The organism is Ruegeria sp. CDSA193 (assembly GCF_059611885.1).
In genome coordinates, this window is sequence record NZ_JBXWPN010000001.1 from 280932 (window position 1) to 295717 (window position 14786).

The 14786-nt window shown below is 57.4% G+C and carries 15 protein-coding genes; 7 read left to right on the plus strand and 8 right to left on the minus strand.

The features are described from left to right. Positions 1-63: 63 nt before the first annotated feature. From AC2FLG_RS01440 to infC, 5 genes are all read left to right on the plus strand, one after another. Positions 64-1728 (plus strand): nitrite/sulfite reductase, encoded by a 1665-nt coding sequence (locus AC2FLG_RS01440; RefSeq protein ID WP_496704709.1) that lies wholly within the window; start codon positions 64-66, stop codon positions 1726-1728. Then, on the plus strand, positions 1718-2479 hold the full coding sequence (locus AC2FLG_RS01445; RefSeq protein WP_496691317.1) for a phosphoadenylyl-sulfate reductase: 762 nt from the start codon (positions 1718-1720) through the stop codon (positions 2477-2479). The genes AC2FLG_RS01440 and AC2FLG_RS01445 overlap by 11 nt, the downstream gene beginning before the upstream one ends. Beyond that, the gene (locus AC2FLG_RS01450) at positions 2476-2883 is read left to right on the plus strand and encodes a DUF934 domain-containing protein (RefSeq protein WP_496695306.1); all 408 of its coding nucleotides are present in this window, start codon (positions 2476-2478) and stop codon (positions 2881-2883) included. Before AC2FLG_RS01445 ends, AC2FLG_RS01450 begins: the two co-directional genes overlap by 4 nt. A gap of 109 nt (positions 2884-2992) precedes the next feature. Continuing rightward, the gene (locus AC2FLG_RS01455; protein ID WP_496700434.1) at positions 2993-3826 is read left to right on the plus strand and encodes a ferredoxin--NADP reductase; all 834 of its coding nucleotides are present in this window, start codon (positions 2993-2995) and stop codon (positions 3824-3826) included. A 123-nt stretch (positions 3827-3949) separates the two neighbouring features. Continuing rightward, entirely contained in the window at positions 3950-4531 is a 582-nt protein-coding gene (infC, locus tag AC2FLG_RS01460; protein ID WP_246097134.1) for a translation initiation factor IF-3, read from the plus strand. 48 nt (positions 4532-4579) lie between these two features. On the opposite strand, the gene AC2FLG_RS01465 is transcribed toward infC, so the two are convergent. From AC2FLG_RS01465 to AC2FLG_RS01475, 3 genes are all read right to left on the minus strand, one after another. Further along, positions 4580-4969, minus strand: a complete 390-nt coding sequence (locus AC2FLG_RS01465) for a hypothetical protein (RefSeq protein WP_496704711.1) — start codon at positions 4967-4969, stop codon at positions 4580-4582. 73 nt (positions 4970-5042) lie between these two features. Next, on the minus strand, positions 5043-6359 hold the full coding sequence (locus tag AC2FLG_RS01470) for an aspartate aminotransferase family protein (protein WP_496704713.1): 1317 nt from the start codon (positions 6357-6359) through the stop codon (positions 5043-5045). Further along, on the minus strand, positions 6356-7123 hold the full coding sequence (locus tag AC2FLG_RS01475; protein WP_496704715.1) for a beta-keto acid cleavage family enzyme: 768 nt from the start codon (positions 7121-7123) through the stop codon (positions 6356-6358). The genes AC2FLG_RS01470 and AC2FLG_RS01475 overlap by 4 nt, the downstream gene beginning before the upstream one ends. An 84-nt stretch (positions 7124-7207) precedes the next feature. Here AC2FLG_RS01475 and AC2FLG_RS01480 point away from each other — a divergent pair, with 84 nt between their 5' ends. Further along, entirely contained in the window at positions 7208-8107 is a 900-nt protein-coding gene (locus tag AC2FLG_RS01480) for a MurR/RpiR family transcriptional regulator (protein WP_496704717.1), read from the plus strand. Between the two features lie 52 nt (positions 8108-8159). On the opposite strand, the gene AC2FLG_RS01485 is transcribed toward AC2FLG_RS01480, so the two are convergent. The 5 genes from AC2FLG_RS01485 to AC2FLG_RS01505 all read right to left on the minus strand — a co-directional run bounded on the left by AC2FLG_RS01485 (position 8160) and on the right by AC2FLG_RS01505 (position 14060). Beyond that, positions 8160-8951 carry an FAD binding domain-containing protein gene (locus AC2FLG_RS01485; RefSeq protein WP_142634105.1) on the minus strand — a complete coding sequence of 264 codons (792 nt, stop codon included), beginning with the start codon at positions 8949-8951 and terminating at the stop codon, positions 8160-8162. Positions 8952-9045: 94 nt separating this feature from the next. Next, positions 9046-11406 (minus strand): xanthine dehydrogenase family protein molybdopterin-binding subunit, encoded by a 2361-nt coding sequence (locus tag AC2FLG_RS01490; RefSeq protein ID WP_496704719.1) that lies wholly within the window; start codon positions 11404-11406, stop codon positions 9046-9048. Between the two features lie 54 nt (positions 11407-11460). Beyond that, the gene (locus AC2FLG_RS01495; RefSeq protein WP_142634109.1) at positions 11461-11946 is read right to left on the minus strand and encodes a (2Fe-2S)-binding protein; all 486 of its coding nucleotides are present in this window, start codon (positions 11944-11946) and stop codon (positions 11461-11463) included. Between the two features lie 147 nt (positions 11947-12093). Further along, positions 12094-13095 carry a molybdopterin-binding protein gene (locus tag AC2FLG_RS01500; RefSeq protein WP_142634111.1) on the minus strand — a complete coding sequence of 334 codons (1002 nt, stop codon included), beginning with the start codon at positions 13093-13095 and terminating at the stop codon, positions 12094-12096. Next, the gene (locus tag AC2FLG_RS01505; protein ID WP_496704721.1) at positions 13092-14060 is read right to left on the minus strand and encodes an XdhC family protein; all 969 of its coding nucleotides are present in this window, start codon (positions 14058-14060) and stop codon (positions 13092-13094) included. Before AC2FLG_RS01505 ends, AC2FLG_RS01500 begins: the two co-directional genes overlap by 4 nt. 225 nt (positions 14061-14285) lie before the next feature. On the opposite strand from AC2FLG_RS01505, the gene AC2FLG_RS01510 reads away from it, so the two are divergent. Then, the gene (locus AC2FLG_RS01510) at positions 14286-14786 is read left to right on the plus strand and encodes a hypothetical protein (RefSeq protein WP_246097135.1); all 501 of its coding nucleotides are present in this window, start codon (positions 14286-14288) and stop codon (positions 14784-14786) included.

Below are 14786 nucleotides of genomic sequence, written 5' to 3' on the forward strand. Positions count from 1 at the left end.
CCTGGCCCTCTCTCTCCCCTACATTGGCCCCAGGTTCGGGGCTGCACTTAAGGACAGCTAATCATGTATCGCTACTCCGAGTTCGACACAGCATTTTTGGCAGAACGCAACAGACAGTTCCGCGCCCAGGTCGAGCGCCGCATTGACGGATCGCTGACCGAGGATGAGTTCAAGCCGCTGCGGCTGATGAACGGCCTGTATCTGCAGCTGCACGCCTATATGCTGCGGGTCGCCATTCCTTACGGCACGCTGAACAGTGCGCAGATGCGCCAACTGGCCCTGCTGGCTGAAAAGTGGGACAAGGGCTATGGCCATTTCACTACCCGTCAGAACATCCAGTACAACTGGCCCAAGCTGAATGACGTGCCGGACATGCTGGACGCGCTGGCCGAGGTTGGCATGCACGCCATCCAGACCAGCGGCAACACCATTCGTAACGTGACCGCCGACCATTTCGCCGGTGCCGCCGCGGATGAGGTCGCCGACCCGCGCCCCTATGCGGAATTGCTGCGCCAGTGGTCGACCGACCACCCGGAATTCCAGTTCATGCCGCGCAAGTTCAAGATCGCCATCACCGGGTCTGAAAATGACCGCGCCGTGATCAAGGCACATGACATCGGCCTGCAACTGGTCGAGCGTGACGGCGTTCTGGGTGCTCGTGTCATCGTTGGTGGCGGCCTGGGCCGTACGCCCATGATCGGCAAAGAACTGTCTGACTTCGTCGCCTTTGACGATCTGCTGGCCTACCTTGAGGCCACCGTGTCCGTGTGGAACCAGATCGGCCGCCGTGACAACAAGTACAAGGCGCGCATCAAGATCACCGTGCATGAACACGGCATCGACGCCATCCGCGCCAAGGTGAACGAGCGTTTCCTGCAGGTCCGCCCGCAGTTCAAAGGCGCGGATATGAACCTGCTGGAAGAGATCAAGAGCCACTTCGCGGCACCCACCTTCCGCGAAGCGTCGGTTGCGTCGTTTGAAGGTGCCTACACCAACGATCCGGTCTTCCGCTCGTGGGTCGATACCAACATCGCGCCGCACAAGAATGCAGACCACGCGATTGTCACCATCTCGATCAAGAAGCACGGCGCAACGCCGGGTGATGCAACTGCCGAACAGATGCGCGTGATGGCCGATCTGGCAGAAGAGTACGCCTATGACGAGCTGCGCATCAGCCATGAGCAGAACGTGATCCTGCCGCATGTCCACAAATCGGACCTGCCCGCGATCCATGCCAAGCTGAAGGAATACGAACTGGCGACCGCCAATATCGGCCTGATCAGCGACATCATCGCCTGCCCCGGCATGGACTATTGCGCTCTGGCAACGGCGCGTTCGATCCCGGTTGCACAGGAAATCGCCACCCGGTTCGAAGACCTCAAACTGGAGCATGATATCGGCCACCTGAAGATCAAGATCTCGGGCTGCATCAACGCCTGTGGTCACCACCATGTCGGCCATATCGGCATTCTGGGTCTGGATCGTGCGGGCGTCGAAAACTACCAGATCACTCTGGGTGGCGACGGCACGGAAAACGCCACAATCGGCGATCGTACGGGTCCGGGCTTTGCCTATGATGAGATCGTTCCGGCCGTTGAGCGCATCGTCGAAACCTTTCTGGAGCAGCGTGAGGGCGCCGAAGAAACCTTCCTCGAGACCTATCGCCGTGTCGGAATGACTCCGTTCAAGGCGGCTCTCTACCCCGAGGCGCGAGCGAATGCCGCTTGATCTGATCCAGACTGAACTGGGCCGGGATAGACGTGAACTGACCGAACGGGTCAGTGAGTTGAACGCCCGGTTCCGCCACCACAGTGCGCATGACGTGATGCACGGAGCAATGGAAGAGATCGATGATCTCGCTCTGGTCTCAAGTTTTGGTGCGGAATCGGTGGTGTTGCTGCATATGGCGGCCGTGGTCGACAAGATGATCCCGGTGCTGTTCATCGACACGCAGATGCTGTTCACCGAAACGCTGGAGTATCAGCAGGAAGTGAGCGAGCGGTTGGGGTTGCGAAACGTCAAGATCATCCGCGCGGATGAAGAGGATGTTCAACGCGACGACCCCTATGGCGCGCTGCGTCTGCGGGACATGGATGCGTGCTGTAACCTGCGCAAGACCTTCCCGCTGCAACAGGCGTTGCTGGGATATGATGGCTGGATCACCGGGCGCAAACGGTTTCAGGCCGGGTCCCGCGCCACGCTTGATTTCTTTGAGGTCGAGGACGGCACAGGCCGGATCAAGGTCAACCCGCTGGCCCATTGGGCGCCCGAAGATGTGCGCGCCTATATGGAAGAGAACAACTTGCCCAGGCACCCGCTGGTGGCCAAAGGATACCCTTCGATCGGCTGTGCGCCCTGTACTTCGCCGGTCAAACAGGGCGAAGACCCCCGCGCCGGACGCTGGCGCGATCAGAACAAGGAAGAATGCGGCATTCATTTTGTAGATGGCAAGATGATGCGCGCCGGAGAGAACACATGAACGTTATCGTAACCGATGAGGGGTTCGCCCCCGATGATTGGACTGATGGCTATGTCACGCTGGAAGACGCGGCCAATGATGTGGTCGCGCTGGATGTCAGCTCAGACACGGATCCCGATGAGCTTGCCGAACGGCTGGGCTGCGCCAAGATGGTGCGCGTCGATTTCCCGTCCTTTGCGGATGGGCGCGGCTTTACCATCGCGCGGACCCTGCGCCTGAAAGGCTATACCGGTCGCTTGCGCGCCAAAGGTCATGTCCTTGCCGACCAGTATGCCATGGCGCGGCGCAGCGGCTTTGATGAGGTCGAGATTGAAGACACTCTGGCCGATCGTCAGCCCGAAGATCAATGGGTGGCTCGCGCCAACTGGCAGGACAACAACTATCAGGCCCGCCTGCGCGGCTAAAATCGCCTTTCGCAGCCTCAAATAGGAACGTAGGGGCAAGAGCCCCCTTTTCCTGACTTGGATCAAAGATTAAACGGAGATGTCGGTTTACTCCACCGGCAGTGAAACGATGACAGAGATGAAACCCGTGACCGAAGCAACCGCCGTGAAGGCCCCCGTTCTGCCGGACGCCCAGACTGTGACAGACGTCAAGCATTGGACTGACAGCCTGTTCTCATTCAAAGTGTCGCGCCCCGCGTCCTTGCGGTTCCGCTCGGGCGAGTTTGTGATGATCGGCCTGTTGGGTGACAACGGCAAACCCTTGCTGCGCGCCTATTCCATCGCCTCACCGTCCTGGGATGAAGAGCTTGAGTTCTATTCGATCAAGGTACAGGACGGCCCGCTGACTTCGAAACTTCAGCACATCAAACCAGGCGATCAGATCATCCTGCGGCCCAAGCCGGTTGGCACGCTGGTCCATGACGCCCTGCTGCCCGGTAAGCGCCTGTGGTTCTTTGCCACCGGCACCGGCTTTGCACCCTTCGCCTCACTGCTGCGCGAACCACAGACCTATGAGGATTATGATGAGGTCATAATCACCCATACCTGCCGCGAAGTGGCCGAGCTGGAATATGGTCGTCAGCTGATCGAAGACATTCGCCAGGACGAAATGCTGGCTGAGCTGATGGGCGAAGGTTTTGCGGACAAGATTCGTTACTACCCGACCACCACACGCGAACAGAGCCCCAAGATGGGCCGCATTACCGAGCTGTTGAAAGACGGCACAGTATTTGCCGATCTGGCGATTGAGGGCGGCATCAAACCGGAAACCGACCGTGCGATGGTCTGCGGGTCTTTGGCTTTCAACCTGGATATCAAAAAAATCCTCGAGGATTTCGGACTGCGCGAAGGCGCAAATTCCGACCCCAAGGAATTCGTCATTGAAAAGGCCTTTGTTGGCTAATCCGGTTTGCCGGTCTGATATGCGACATCAGATCGGCAAAAACGCGGGAATATCATGGGAAATTCACGCTGGTGGTCACTTATGCCGCTTGAATCGTCCCGCAGCCCAGTCTAAATTCCGGGCTTGAAATTCTGCAATCATCAAAGGAATGAACCCATAGCTCGCAGACCTCACAACGCGCCGCCTCAGAGAGACACCGGCCCGCGCGTCAATGATAAGATCCGTGCCCCCGAAATTCGCCTTATCGGCGCCGAAGGTGAAAATGTCGGGGTGGTTCATCCCGCCAAAGCCATGCAACTCGCGGACGAAGCCGGCCTGGATCTGGTCGAGATTTCGCCGAATGCAAACCCTCCGGTTTGCAAAATCATGGACTTTGGTAAATTCAAATACGAAACGCAGAAACGCGAGGCCGAAGCGCGCAAAAAGCAAAAAGTCATTGAGGTGAAAGAGGTCAAGTTCCGGCCCAACACCGATACTCATGACTATGAAGTCAAAATGCGCAACGTGTTCAAATTCCTTGAAAACGGCGACAAGGTAAAAGTGACTCTGCGCTTCCGTGGTCGTGAGATGGCACACCAGAATCTGGGCCGTGAGCTGCTGGAACGTGTTGCCGTGGACACCAAGGAAATCGGCAAGGTCGAGAACATGCCCAAGATGGAAGGCCGTCAGATGATCATGATGATCGGCCCGCTGCCGCAGAAGTAAGCCCTGCGACAACTGAGTTATTCGAAACCCCCTCGGATTGAGGGGGTTTTATTTTGCGCTTCGGCTTTTGAGCCAGACCCTTGCGTCATTCACATCAAATGCCAGCGAAATCAGGTCAATAACCAGTAGAAACACCAGAAATTTCGCATATCCAATCGCCAGTTCGGCTTCGCTTGCAAAAACTGCAATCACGACGAAAACCATTGGCACCCAACATATTAGATGCGGAAATGCCATCGCTTTGCTCATCCCTCGTGCCGCCAGCATGATCGGAAGATTCAATGCCATCCCACCGATTGCGAGTGCTGCGATTAGAATACCATTTGGCTGATCCAGATACGCCAGAGGTGCCAGATTGGTCGGGATGAGCAGCACCACCAACCAGATCTGTACCCAGGCGGGCAAGTCCCGAAAACTCTTCCAGATGTCGACAATCATCATCGCTCCTTCAGGAATTGACCTTTTGTCGATACCCTATTGAGTAAAAAGAGAAAGTCAGATCAAAAGAGCGTCAGATCGCGGCTTTGAGTGCAACCCCCAGCTTATCAACCAATTCCTCAATCTGTGCGTCGTCGATAATGAAAGGCGGCGCCAACAGAATATGGTCACCACTTCGACCATCGCGCGTGCCAGACATGGGGTAACAGATCAGACCAGCGTTCAACGCCGCCTTCTTGATCTTGCCCGCGAAACCAAGTGAGGGATCAAACGGTGTTTTTCTGGCCCGATCCGAGACCAGCTCGATACCGCGGAACAGCCCGCGGCCCCGAATATCGCCGACATTAGGGTGCTCGCTGAACGCAGTTTCCAGCGCAGATTGCAGTCTCTGCCCCATAAGCTCGGCGCGCTGAGGCAGTTGGTTGCTGGTCAGTTCAGTCAGCACCGCCAATGCGGCCGCAGTCGCCACCGGATGGCCGACATAGGTATGCCCATGCTGGAAAAACCCCGAGCCATTTTGGATCGCCTCATAAATCCGGCTCGTACACAACATGGCGCCGATGGGTTGATACCCGGCCCCCAACCCCTTGGCGATGCACAGAATATCCGGAGAAATTCCATCGTGATCGCAGGCGAATAGATGCCCGGTGCGCCCCATTCCGCACATGACCTCATCCAGGATCAGCAAAACGCCATATTGATCACAGATTTCACGTATGCGCCTAAAATAGCCTTCGACCGCCGGGACCGCCCCCAGCGTTGCCCCCACGACTGGCTCGGCCATAAACGCCATGACGGTTTCAGGGCCAAGACGCAAAATTTCGGCCTCCAACTCGTCGGCCACCCGTTGACCATAGGCGTGGCTGCTCTCACCATCTTGCTTTTCGGCATATTCGTAGCAGGGCGCGATATGGGTCATTTCGATCAGCATCGGTGCGAATTGCGCACGGCGCCAGGCATTTCCCCCCGCTGACAAGGCCCCCAAAGTGTTTCCATGATAGCTTTGGCGGCGCGCGATGACGTGGCGGCGCTCGGGCTGACCGATCTCAAGAAAATACTGCCGCGCCAGTTTGATGGCGGCCTCTGTTGCTTCGGACCCTCCGGATACGAAGTAAACGCGATCCAAATCCCCGGGCGCATGATCAATCAGAAGGTCCGCAAGGGCTTCGGCAGGTTCGGACGTCATAAACCCGGTATGCGCAAAGGCGATCTTTTCAACCTGGCTTTGAACCGCCTCGATCACCGCCCGGTTTGAGTGGCCAAGACAGGACACAGCAGCATCACCGCAATCCAGATACCGCTTACCGTCAGCATCGATCAGATAGCAGCCTTCGCCGCCAACCGCGACTGGCAGCTGAGATTTCGTATGGCGTGGGAAAACGTGGCTCATGATCTATCCTCTTTCAATCTGGCGACAAGGGCCGCGACTGAGGCGGCGTTATTGTCCCAAGTGTCTCCGTTCCGGTCTGCGATGCTGTTTTCAAATCCGACCCGGACATCACCGCCCAAGGACGCCGCATGTATCAAACAGTCATGCTCTCGCTTTCCAAAGGCACAGATCATCCAAGGCGAATCCCCGTCCGGAAACGCATCCAGATCCGAGGGCTTTGATTCCTGATCAGTCCGATAGCGCCCCAGAACAAGCAAACGGTCGGATTGCTGTTCGCGCACAACACCACGCTTTTGCCACCGTGTTAATAGGGCCGCATCTTCAGCGTCGTAAAGAATATGCTGAACCCGCGTCCCGTGATCCGCGCAAAGACCATAGATCCGGTCAGCCAGATCGTTATCGCGCGCGATTTCGCGGACCGAGATCGACGCCCAAGCCGGTCTAACCTTCCTCAGACATTCGAACTGGCTGCTTACATCAAAAATCCCTGCCGCCTCGGTTGTGATCTGGATGTCCAGGGCCGGAACCCGCCGCCGAAGTTCGGCAAGTGTTTCCAGATACTGTCCCGCGTCCAAAGAGTGACGGCCTTCTGTGTCCCGAATGTGCAGATGAAGACCGGCCGCACCGGCCTCATGGCATGCTCTGGCCGCTTCAAGAATTTGCGAGGTTGTGACAGGCAGGGCTGGGTGATCTGCCGCACCTCGGCGCGCACCATTGGGCGCCGCCAGAATGTAGGGTTCAGATTTCGACCGATGCTGTGACATTCCCTGCCCCCGATTACCTGTTGCCGCATCTATGCAAGCGGCCTATGTTTTACACCTCCTTATTTCATAACATATGTTTTTTTCATGACAGAGACCCAACGCCAGCTGACAGATCACCTGAGGAAAAACATCGACCAGATGCCGCCCAAACTTCAGGCGGCAGCCAAATACATCATAGATCACCCCGCGGATTTTGGCCTCGACCCGATACGGGTAACTGCCGAGAAGATCGGTGTCAGTGCAAATGTCCTTGTCAGGCTTGCCCAGTATATGGGCTATGGTGGGTTTCAGGCCTTCCGCTCTCCGTTCCGTCAAAATCTGGCGACGGATAACGAAGAATTCCTTGGCCCTGCCTGGCAAACCCACATGCACGCTGAAGGAGCCCATGGTCAACTTCAAGCCAAGCTTGCCCGCAACGAACAGAATGTCGTTGTCAGGTCGCTGCGATTGATGAGGCCCGACAGAGCGCATCTAGCCGTTGACTATATCCTCAGGTCCCGCCGTTGCTTCGTGACCGCCACCCGCGCCAGTTACGCGCTGGCCTATTACTTTTCCTATACCGGGCGCATGGCGCATCCGGGTATTCAGCTGATCCCCCGCCACATCGGCTCGGCCACGGATGATCTGCTGGATGCGGATGACAAGGACTGTCTGCTGGCAATCACGGTCAGCCCCTATTCGGCAGAAACGATTAAATCAATACGGTTCGCCCGAGAAAAGGGGATTCGGGTCATCCTGATCTCGGATAGCGAAGTCATTGCGCCGGGTGTCGAGCCGGATGTCGTCTTTACCGTCAGCACAAGGTCACAACATCACACCTCAAGTTTTACCGGGGTCATGGCCGTGCTCGAATGCCTCATCGGCCATTTATTTGACGCCGGTGGCAAAACAGCAGCGCACCGCGTTGACGCCTATCAAAAGGCGCGCGAAGATACCGGGGCCTATTGGCAGCCAAACAAGCTTCCGAAAATTCGACGAAAATAGAAAAAGCCCCGAGGGACACACCCCGGGGCTTTGCGACTAAAAGCCGATTTAATTACATGCAAGCCAGCACAGCCCGCTTGGTCATCACACTGACCAGATGCGCGCGATACGCTTTGCTGCCATGAAGATCGCCGATCATGTTGGCCGGGTTGATGTTCAGCCCCATCAACGCGTCCGGTCGGAATTCAGTATTCAGCGCCTGTTCTGCTTCGGACCAGCGGAACACCCCATCCTCGCTGGCGCCTGTGACCGCCACACGCACACCATCGGCGAACCGGGCCAGATAGACGCCCACCAACGCAAAGCGCGAGGCTGGCTGCAAGAACTTCTGATAGCTCGCGGCCTGTGGCACCGGAAAGCGGATGGAAGTGATGATCTCACCCTCATCCAGTGCGGTCGAGAACATGCCATCAAAAAACGCATCTGCCGCAATCTGACGGGCGTTGGTCACGATCGTGGCCCCGGATCCGAGCACACCCGCCGGGTAACAGGCCGCCGGATCGTTATTCGCAACCGAGCCGCCAATCGTGCCGCGGTTGCGCACCGCCGGATCACCGATCTGACCGGCTAATGCGGCCAGCGCCGGGTATGATCCCGCTGCCTCTTGCGCAACAACTGCATGCGGCGTTGCGCCACCGATAGAAACCGACCCGTCATCCCCAACACAGACTCCCTGCATTTCGGGAATTCCGCTGAGCGAGACGAGTGCCGATGGCGCCGCCAATCGTTGTTTCAGCGTCGGGATCAGGGTTTGCCCACCACCCAACGCCTGTGCATCCTCAGCCCCTAAAGCGGCAACCGCGTCGGCTATGGTCGAGGGTTTCTCAAATTCGAAATTGTACATTTCGTCTTCCTTTCCGAAAGGCGCTGATCCGCCCTTCATCTGGCTATAAATATCTCGGGGAGCGCGAGGGGTTGACCCCTCGCACCCCAACCTCTCACCCGTGCATCGCGGTCCAGACACGCGATGGACTCACCGGCATATCGATATGATCGATGGATTTGCCGCCTGAATTCAACGCATCCAGCACCGCGTTGACCACCGCAGGTGGTGAACCGATTGCCCCGGCCTCACCACAGCCCTTCACACCCAACGGGTTATGCGTACAGGGCGTCTGGCTCGAGTGGTCCACCGCATAGAACGGCACATCATCGGCACGCGGCATGGCGTAATCCATAAAGGACGCGCTCAGCAGCTGACCGTTTTCGTCATAGGCACAGTTTTCAAGCAATGCCTGACCGATGCCCTGACCGATGCCGCCATGCACCTGACCATCCACGATCATCGGGTTGACGATATTGCCAAAGTCATCAGCGGCGGTGAAGGCTTCGATGGTGACCCGACCGGTTTCGGGGTCAACCTCGACCTCACAGGCATAGGCGCCAGCCGGGAAGGTAAAGTTGGCCGGGTCATAAAAGGCGGTCTCCTCCAGCCCGGGCTCGACCTCCAGCGGAAAGTTATGCGGCACATAGGCCGTCAGGGTGACATCACCCCAGGCCACCGACTTGTCGGTCCCTGCCACGCTGAACTGACCGTCCTTCAGCTCGATATCAGCCTCGGACGCCTCCAACAGATGCGCCGCGATCTTCTTGGCCTTGTCGATCACTTTCTCAGTTGCCTTTACCATCGCCGATCCACAGACCGCCAAAGACCGCGAGCCATAGGTGCCCATGCCAAACGGAATCTTCGACGTGTCGCCATGCACGATCTCGATCATCGACTCGTCGATACCGATCATGTCCGCCACAACCTGCGGGAAGGCCGTTTCATGCCCCTGCCCGTGGCTATGGGCACCTACCATGACGCTGATCGAGCCGGTGGCATTCACCCGCACAGTCGCCGCATCATACAGACCCGCACGGGCCCCCAGCATACCAACGATGTTCGAGGGCGCGATGCCGCAAGCCTCGATATAGCAGTTGACGCCCAGACCCCGCAGCTTGCCCTTGGCCTCGCTTTCAGCGCGACGCGCGGCAAAGCCTGCCAGATCAGCAGCGGCTTCAAGCTTGTCCATCGTCCCATTATAATCGCCTGTGTCATAGGTCAGCGCCACCGGTGTGTCATAGGGGAACTGGGTGATGAAGTTCTGCCGTCGAAGGGCGATAGGATCGACACCCAGTTCACGCGCTGCCTTGTCCACGACCCGCTCCAACTGGAACGTCGCCTCAGGACGGCCCGCGCCGCGATAGGCATCCACCGGGACGGTATTGGTGAACATCGCCTTGACGTTGACCTGAATGACCGGCGTCTTGTAGTTGCCCGCCATCAGCGTCCCGTGCAGCCATGTCGGAACCGAGCTGGAGAAGGTCGACAGATACGCACCCATATTTGCATAGGTGTTGGTGCGCAGACCGATAAAGTTATTGTCCGCATCCAGCGCCAGTTCGATCTGTCCGACATGGTCGCGCCCATGCGCGTCAGACATGAACGCCTCGGACCGGCTCGAGGTCCATTTGACCGGGCGGTTACAAGCCTTGGCGGCGAAGGTGCAGAACGCCTCTTCGGCATAGTGGAAGATCTTGGTGCCAAAGCCGCCACCCACATCCGGCGCGACCACGCGAACCTTGTGTTCGGGCAGGCCCAGAACGAAGGCACACATCAACAGGCGGATCACATGCGGGTTCTGCGACGTGGTATAAAGTGTGTATTCTTCGGTGCCGCGGCTGTACTCGCCAACCGCCACACGCGGCTCCATCGGATTGGCAACCAGACGGTTGTTCACCAGATCCAGCGTGGTGACATGGGCCGCATTGGCAAAGACCTCATTGACCTTGGCATCATCGGTTTCGCCCAGCTGCCAATCATAGCAGATGTTGTTCTTCAGATCGTCATGGACCAGCGTCGCGCCTTCTTGCGCGGCGGCCTTCATGTCGATCACGGCGGGCAGCTCCTCGATATCAAGCTCGATCGCCTCAGCCGCGTCGCGGGCCTGTTCCAGGCTGTCGGCGACCACAGCAGCAATCGGATCGCCCACATGGCGCACTTTGCCCTGTGCCAAAATGGGATGCGGAGGTTCCTGCATCGGTGCGCCGTGCTTGTCGGTCACTTCCCAGCCACAGGGCATGCCGCCCACGCCTTCGAAATCCTTGCCGGTAAACACTTTGACCACGCCCGGCATGGCCTCGGCAGACGAAGTGTCGATACTGTTGATCCGGCCATGCGCGATGTCGGACCGAAGAAAATGCACATAGGCCTGGCCATGCACGTTGATATCGTCGGTGTAATTGCCTGCTCCGGTTAAAAAGCGCACGTCCTCGCGCCGTTTGGAACTGGCTCCGATGCCACTGTCTTTGGGCATTGCTTGTTCTCCTCCCTGAAAAAGAATTTTCGTCGAAAATTCTTTACGTCGGTATTACTCGGCAGCGATGCCGCTTACGTCCTGGCCCGATGCGGCCATGATCGCTTTGACAATGTTGTGATAGCCTGTGCAGCGGCACAGGTTGCCTTCCAGATACTTTCGAATCTCGGCTTCGCTCGGGCGCGGGTTCTCTTTCAGCAAGGCGGCGGCGCTCATCACCATGCCCGGCGTACAAAACCCGCATTGCAACCCGTGATGATCCTGAAACGCCTGCTGAATCACGTTCAAAGACCCATCCTCAGCGGCCTGGCCCTCAATCGTGGCGACCTCAGACCCGTCCGCTTCCAGCGCAAGCATGTTGCACGACTTCACCGCCGCACCATTCACATGAACAACACACGCCCCACATTGCGCCGTGTCACATCCAACATGCGTTCCGGTCAGCGACAGATGATCACGTAAAAATCCAGACAACAACGTCCGACCCTCAACCTCTCCGCTAACAGACCTCCCGTTCACGGTCATGGTGACCTGTGTCATAAGTTCCTCCCATGTCATATTTTTCTTTGTCGAGTTAAACACGGGACTTATTGTTTGAGAACAAAAATTTCGCAGGGCGCCGTTTAGGACAGATCACAATGCCGAACAAAGCGGCCTGATCTGGGCCTTAAATTGATGTCAAACGCCTTACCGCTTGATAGATGCGCGTGGCTGTGGCCGGGTCGGGATTTCCTTGAGCAATCCACCGACCCCCATGCCTGCAATATGCGCCGCTGTCGTTTCAATCCCGCAAGCCACGCGCGACAAAACCCAATCCGCACCATTCAGTGCGGGAGAGCGCGCACACCCCGGCAAACCGATTACAGGTCTGGCGTCCAGCAGACCGGTGAACAACAGGTTGCCCGGATCTACCGGCATTCCAAACCGATCCACCTGACCGCCTGCAACACGAACGGCCTGCGGCGCGACATCATGTGCATCCGAAGTTGCTGAGCCCGTCAAGATCAGGACAATATCCCCTTTAACGCCCGTCAATGCAGCAGACAGCGCCTGAATCTCATGTGGCACCACCCGAATGTCATCCAAACCCATACCCAGGGCTTCGACTCGCCCTCGGATTGCGGCAATACCCTTGTCGTTCGAAACACCTCCGGGGATGTCTGTGACGATCAGGCCAGCACTGCGAAACACCGGGCCAGACAGGCGCACCGCCCCTTGTGCCAGCGCCGAGGCACGCACCACATCTTCGCCGGGGACGGCATAAGAAATGACTTTGATCGTCGCCACCATCCCGCCTGATCCCATCTGTTGATATTGGGGAACTGTGGCCACGGTAATCATCGGGTTAACCAAGTTGAACGCTTCCAGCGCCTGTACGTCCAGAACAGCGACTCCGGGGCCTCTCGCCAAGAGGTTAACGCGCCCTGTGAACGGCTCGGTGACGCGCAATCCCACGGTTGCCGGGTCCGGGGCCAAAGCCTCTGCCAAACTCCGGGCAGCGTCGTTTTCGTGACAATCACCGGGTTCCAGCTGCGCAACAGTGACCGAGGTCAACCCGGCGGCGGCCATTTCATCCAGATGAGTTTGCGTGAGCAAAAGGCCCTTACGCAGCTTTGTGTCTTGGGCTTTCACTGAATGCGCCAGAATTGCACCGGCGGCCTCGCGCAGAGGAACCGAGCCAAACTTCATGCTTTGCCCCGCAACACCGCGGTCATTTCGGCCAATATGGAAACCGCAATTTCCGCAGGATCGGCGGCACCGATATCCAAGCCTACGGGACCGTGAATCTGTGAAATCTGCCCTTCAGTAAATCCGGCTTCTTTCATCCGGGTGACGCGTTTCGCATGCGTTCGATTAGACCCCAGCGCCCCAATATAGAACACACCGGCTCTCAGGGCGGCCTCTAACGCGGGATCATCCAGTTTTGGATCATGGGTCAGCAAGACAACAGCCGTTCGCGCATCCATTCCAAGCTTTGCAACGGCCTCATCCGGCCAATCCGTCAGCACGGTTTCCTGAGGGAATCTTGCGGCGGTTGCAAACGCATATCGCGGATCCACAATCGCAGGGTCGTACCCCGCAATTCGCGCCATCGGGACCAGGGCCTGAGCAATATGAACGGCCCCGACCACTATCAACCGCAAGGGCGGATTGTGGACCGAAACAAATGTCTTCGCATCCTCTTCGAAACCGGACCGGTCCATGCGCATGCGTTCGGGATAACGATCGCGCTGCAACGCACGATGACCGGATTCGATATTCACTTCATAAGCCACAGGCTCGCGCTGCGCGCGTGCAGCGACCAGATCGCGCAATATGCTTTCAGGAAGGACCGATCCAATAGGTTCGACCAGTACCCGAATTGTTCCGCCACAGGCCAGCCCGACCGCAAAAGCATCTTCGTCACTGACCCCGAATTCAAGTAGGCGCGCTTCACCCTCTTCGATCGCTTCCAACGCCTCGACAACAACCGCACCTTCGACACAGCCACCCGATACTGACCCCTCAAAGCGGCCATCACCTGCTATCACAAGCTGAGCACCAACACGTCTGGGGGCACTGCCCCAGGTCTGAACAACCGTAGCCAGCGCAACTGGCTTTCCCGTTTCATACCAATCCAGAGCAGTCTCGGGGCTGTTGTCGAATCTGTCCATATCGCCCTCCTGGCGTTTCCCGCACCAACATAGGCAGGTTTGGCAGGATGAAAAGTAAACCATCAGGCTAACTCATGGGCCTTGAAAGAAATTCCAAATGCTATGCAAAGCCCCGCGGGTTTCAGCCGAACATCCCAAGCATTGATTGCCAGCCCTCCCGATTCTGACCTAAACGCGGATCATGCGCAGCTGTGACGCAGATTATTTTCAAAAGGAGACAGAGACTTGAAACACATTATTACACTCGGATCAGTATTGGGAATGCTAGCGGCGACAGTGGCCAGCGCAGATACCTTCCTGCGCTATGGCGAAGTGGACGGATGGAAAATCTTCATCGACGAAGACAAGAAATCCTGCCTGATCGAAGCTGTCGATGACGCGGAAAACGTGGTTCAAATGGGCCTGACCGAAGACCGCGGCGTGGGATATGTTGGCGTATTCACCAAAGCTGAAACCAACATCAAGCGTGGCGAAACCGAGGCTGTGGCGATCCTGCTGGGCGAAAACCTGTATCTTGGAGAAGCCACCGGCATGAAGGGCAACATCACCAAAGGCTATTCGGGTGGCTATGTGCTGTCGGATGACCCCAAGTTTGCCGAAGACCTTGCCAAACAGAAAGTTATGGTTGTGTTCCCCGAAAAGGAATTCGCCTTCACCGTTGATCTGACCGGTACGTACAAAGCGATGGAAATGGCGCGTAAGTGCAACGAAGAACAGCTTGGTTGA

Coding starts and splice junctions, on each gene's coding strand:
- AC2FLG_RS01470 (WP_496704713.1), bottom strand. CDS start 6,359: ATGAGCCACGTTTTCCCACGCCATACGAAATCTCAGCTGCCAGTCGCG.
- AC2FLG_RS01495 (WP_142634109.1), bottom strand. CDS start 11,946: ATGACACAGGTCACCATGACCGTGAACGGGAGGTCTGTTAGCGGAGAG.
- AC2FLG_RS01505 (WP_496704721.1), bottom strand. CDS start 14,060: ATGGACAGATTCGACAACAGCCCCGAGACTGCTCTGGATTGGTATGAA.
- AC2FLG_RS01500 (WP_142634111.1), bottom strand. CDS start 13,095: ATGAAGTTTGGCTCGGTTCCTCTGCGCGAGGCCGCCGGTGCAATTCTG.
- AC2FLG_RS01445 (WP_496691317.1), top strand. CDS start 1,718: ATGCCGCTTGATCTGATCCAGACTGAACTGGGCCGGGATAGACGTGAA.
- AC2FLG_RS01465 (WP_496704711.1), bottom strand. CDS start 4,969: ATGATTGTCGACATCTGGAAGAGTTTTCGGGACTTGCCCGCCTGGGTA.
- AC2FLG_RS01490 (WP_496704719.1), bottom strand. CDS start 11,406: ATGCCCAAAGACAGTGGCATCGGAGCCAGTTCCAAACGGCGCGAGGAC.
- AC2FLG_RS01480 (WP_496704717.1), top strand. CDS start 7,208: ATGACAGAGACCCAACGCCAGCTGACAGATCACCTGAGGAAAAACATC.
- AC2FLG_RS01440 (WP_496704709.1), top strand. CDS start 64: ATGTATCGCTACTCCGAGTTCGACACAGCATTTTTGGCAGAACGCAAC.
- AC2FLG_RS01450 (WP_496695306.1), top strand. CDS start 2,476: ATGAACGTTATCGTAACCGATGAGGGGTTCGCCCCCGATGATTGGACT.
- AC2FLG_RS01485 (WP_142634105.1), bottom strand. CDS start 8,951: ATGTACAATTTCGAATTTGAGAAACCCTCGACCATAGCCGACGCGGTT.
- AC2FLG_RS01455 (WP_496700434.1), top strand. CDS start 2,993: ATGACAGAGATGAAACCCGTGACCGAAGCAACCGCCGTGAAGGCCCCC.
- AC2FLG_RS01475 (WP_496704715.1), bottom strand. CDS start 7,123: ATGTCACAGCATCGGTCGAAATCTGAACCCTACATTCTGGCGGCGCCC.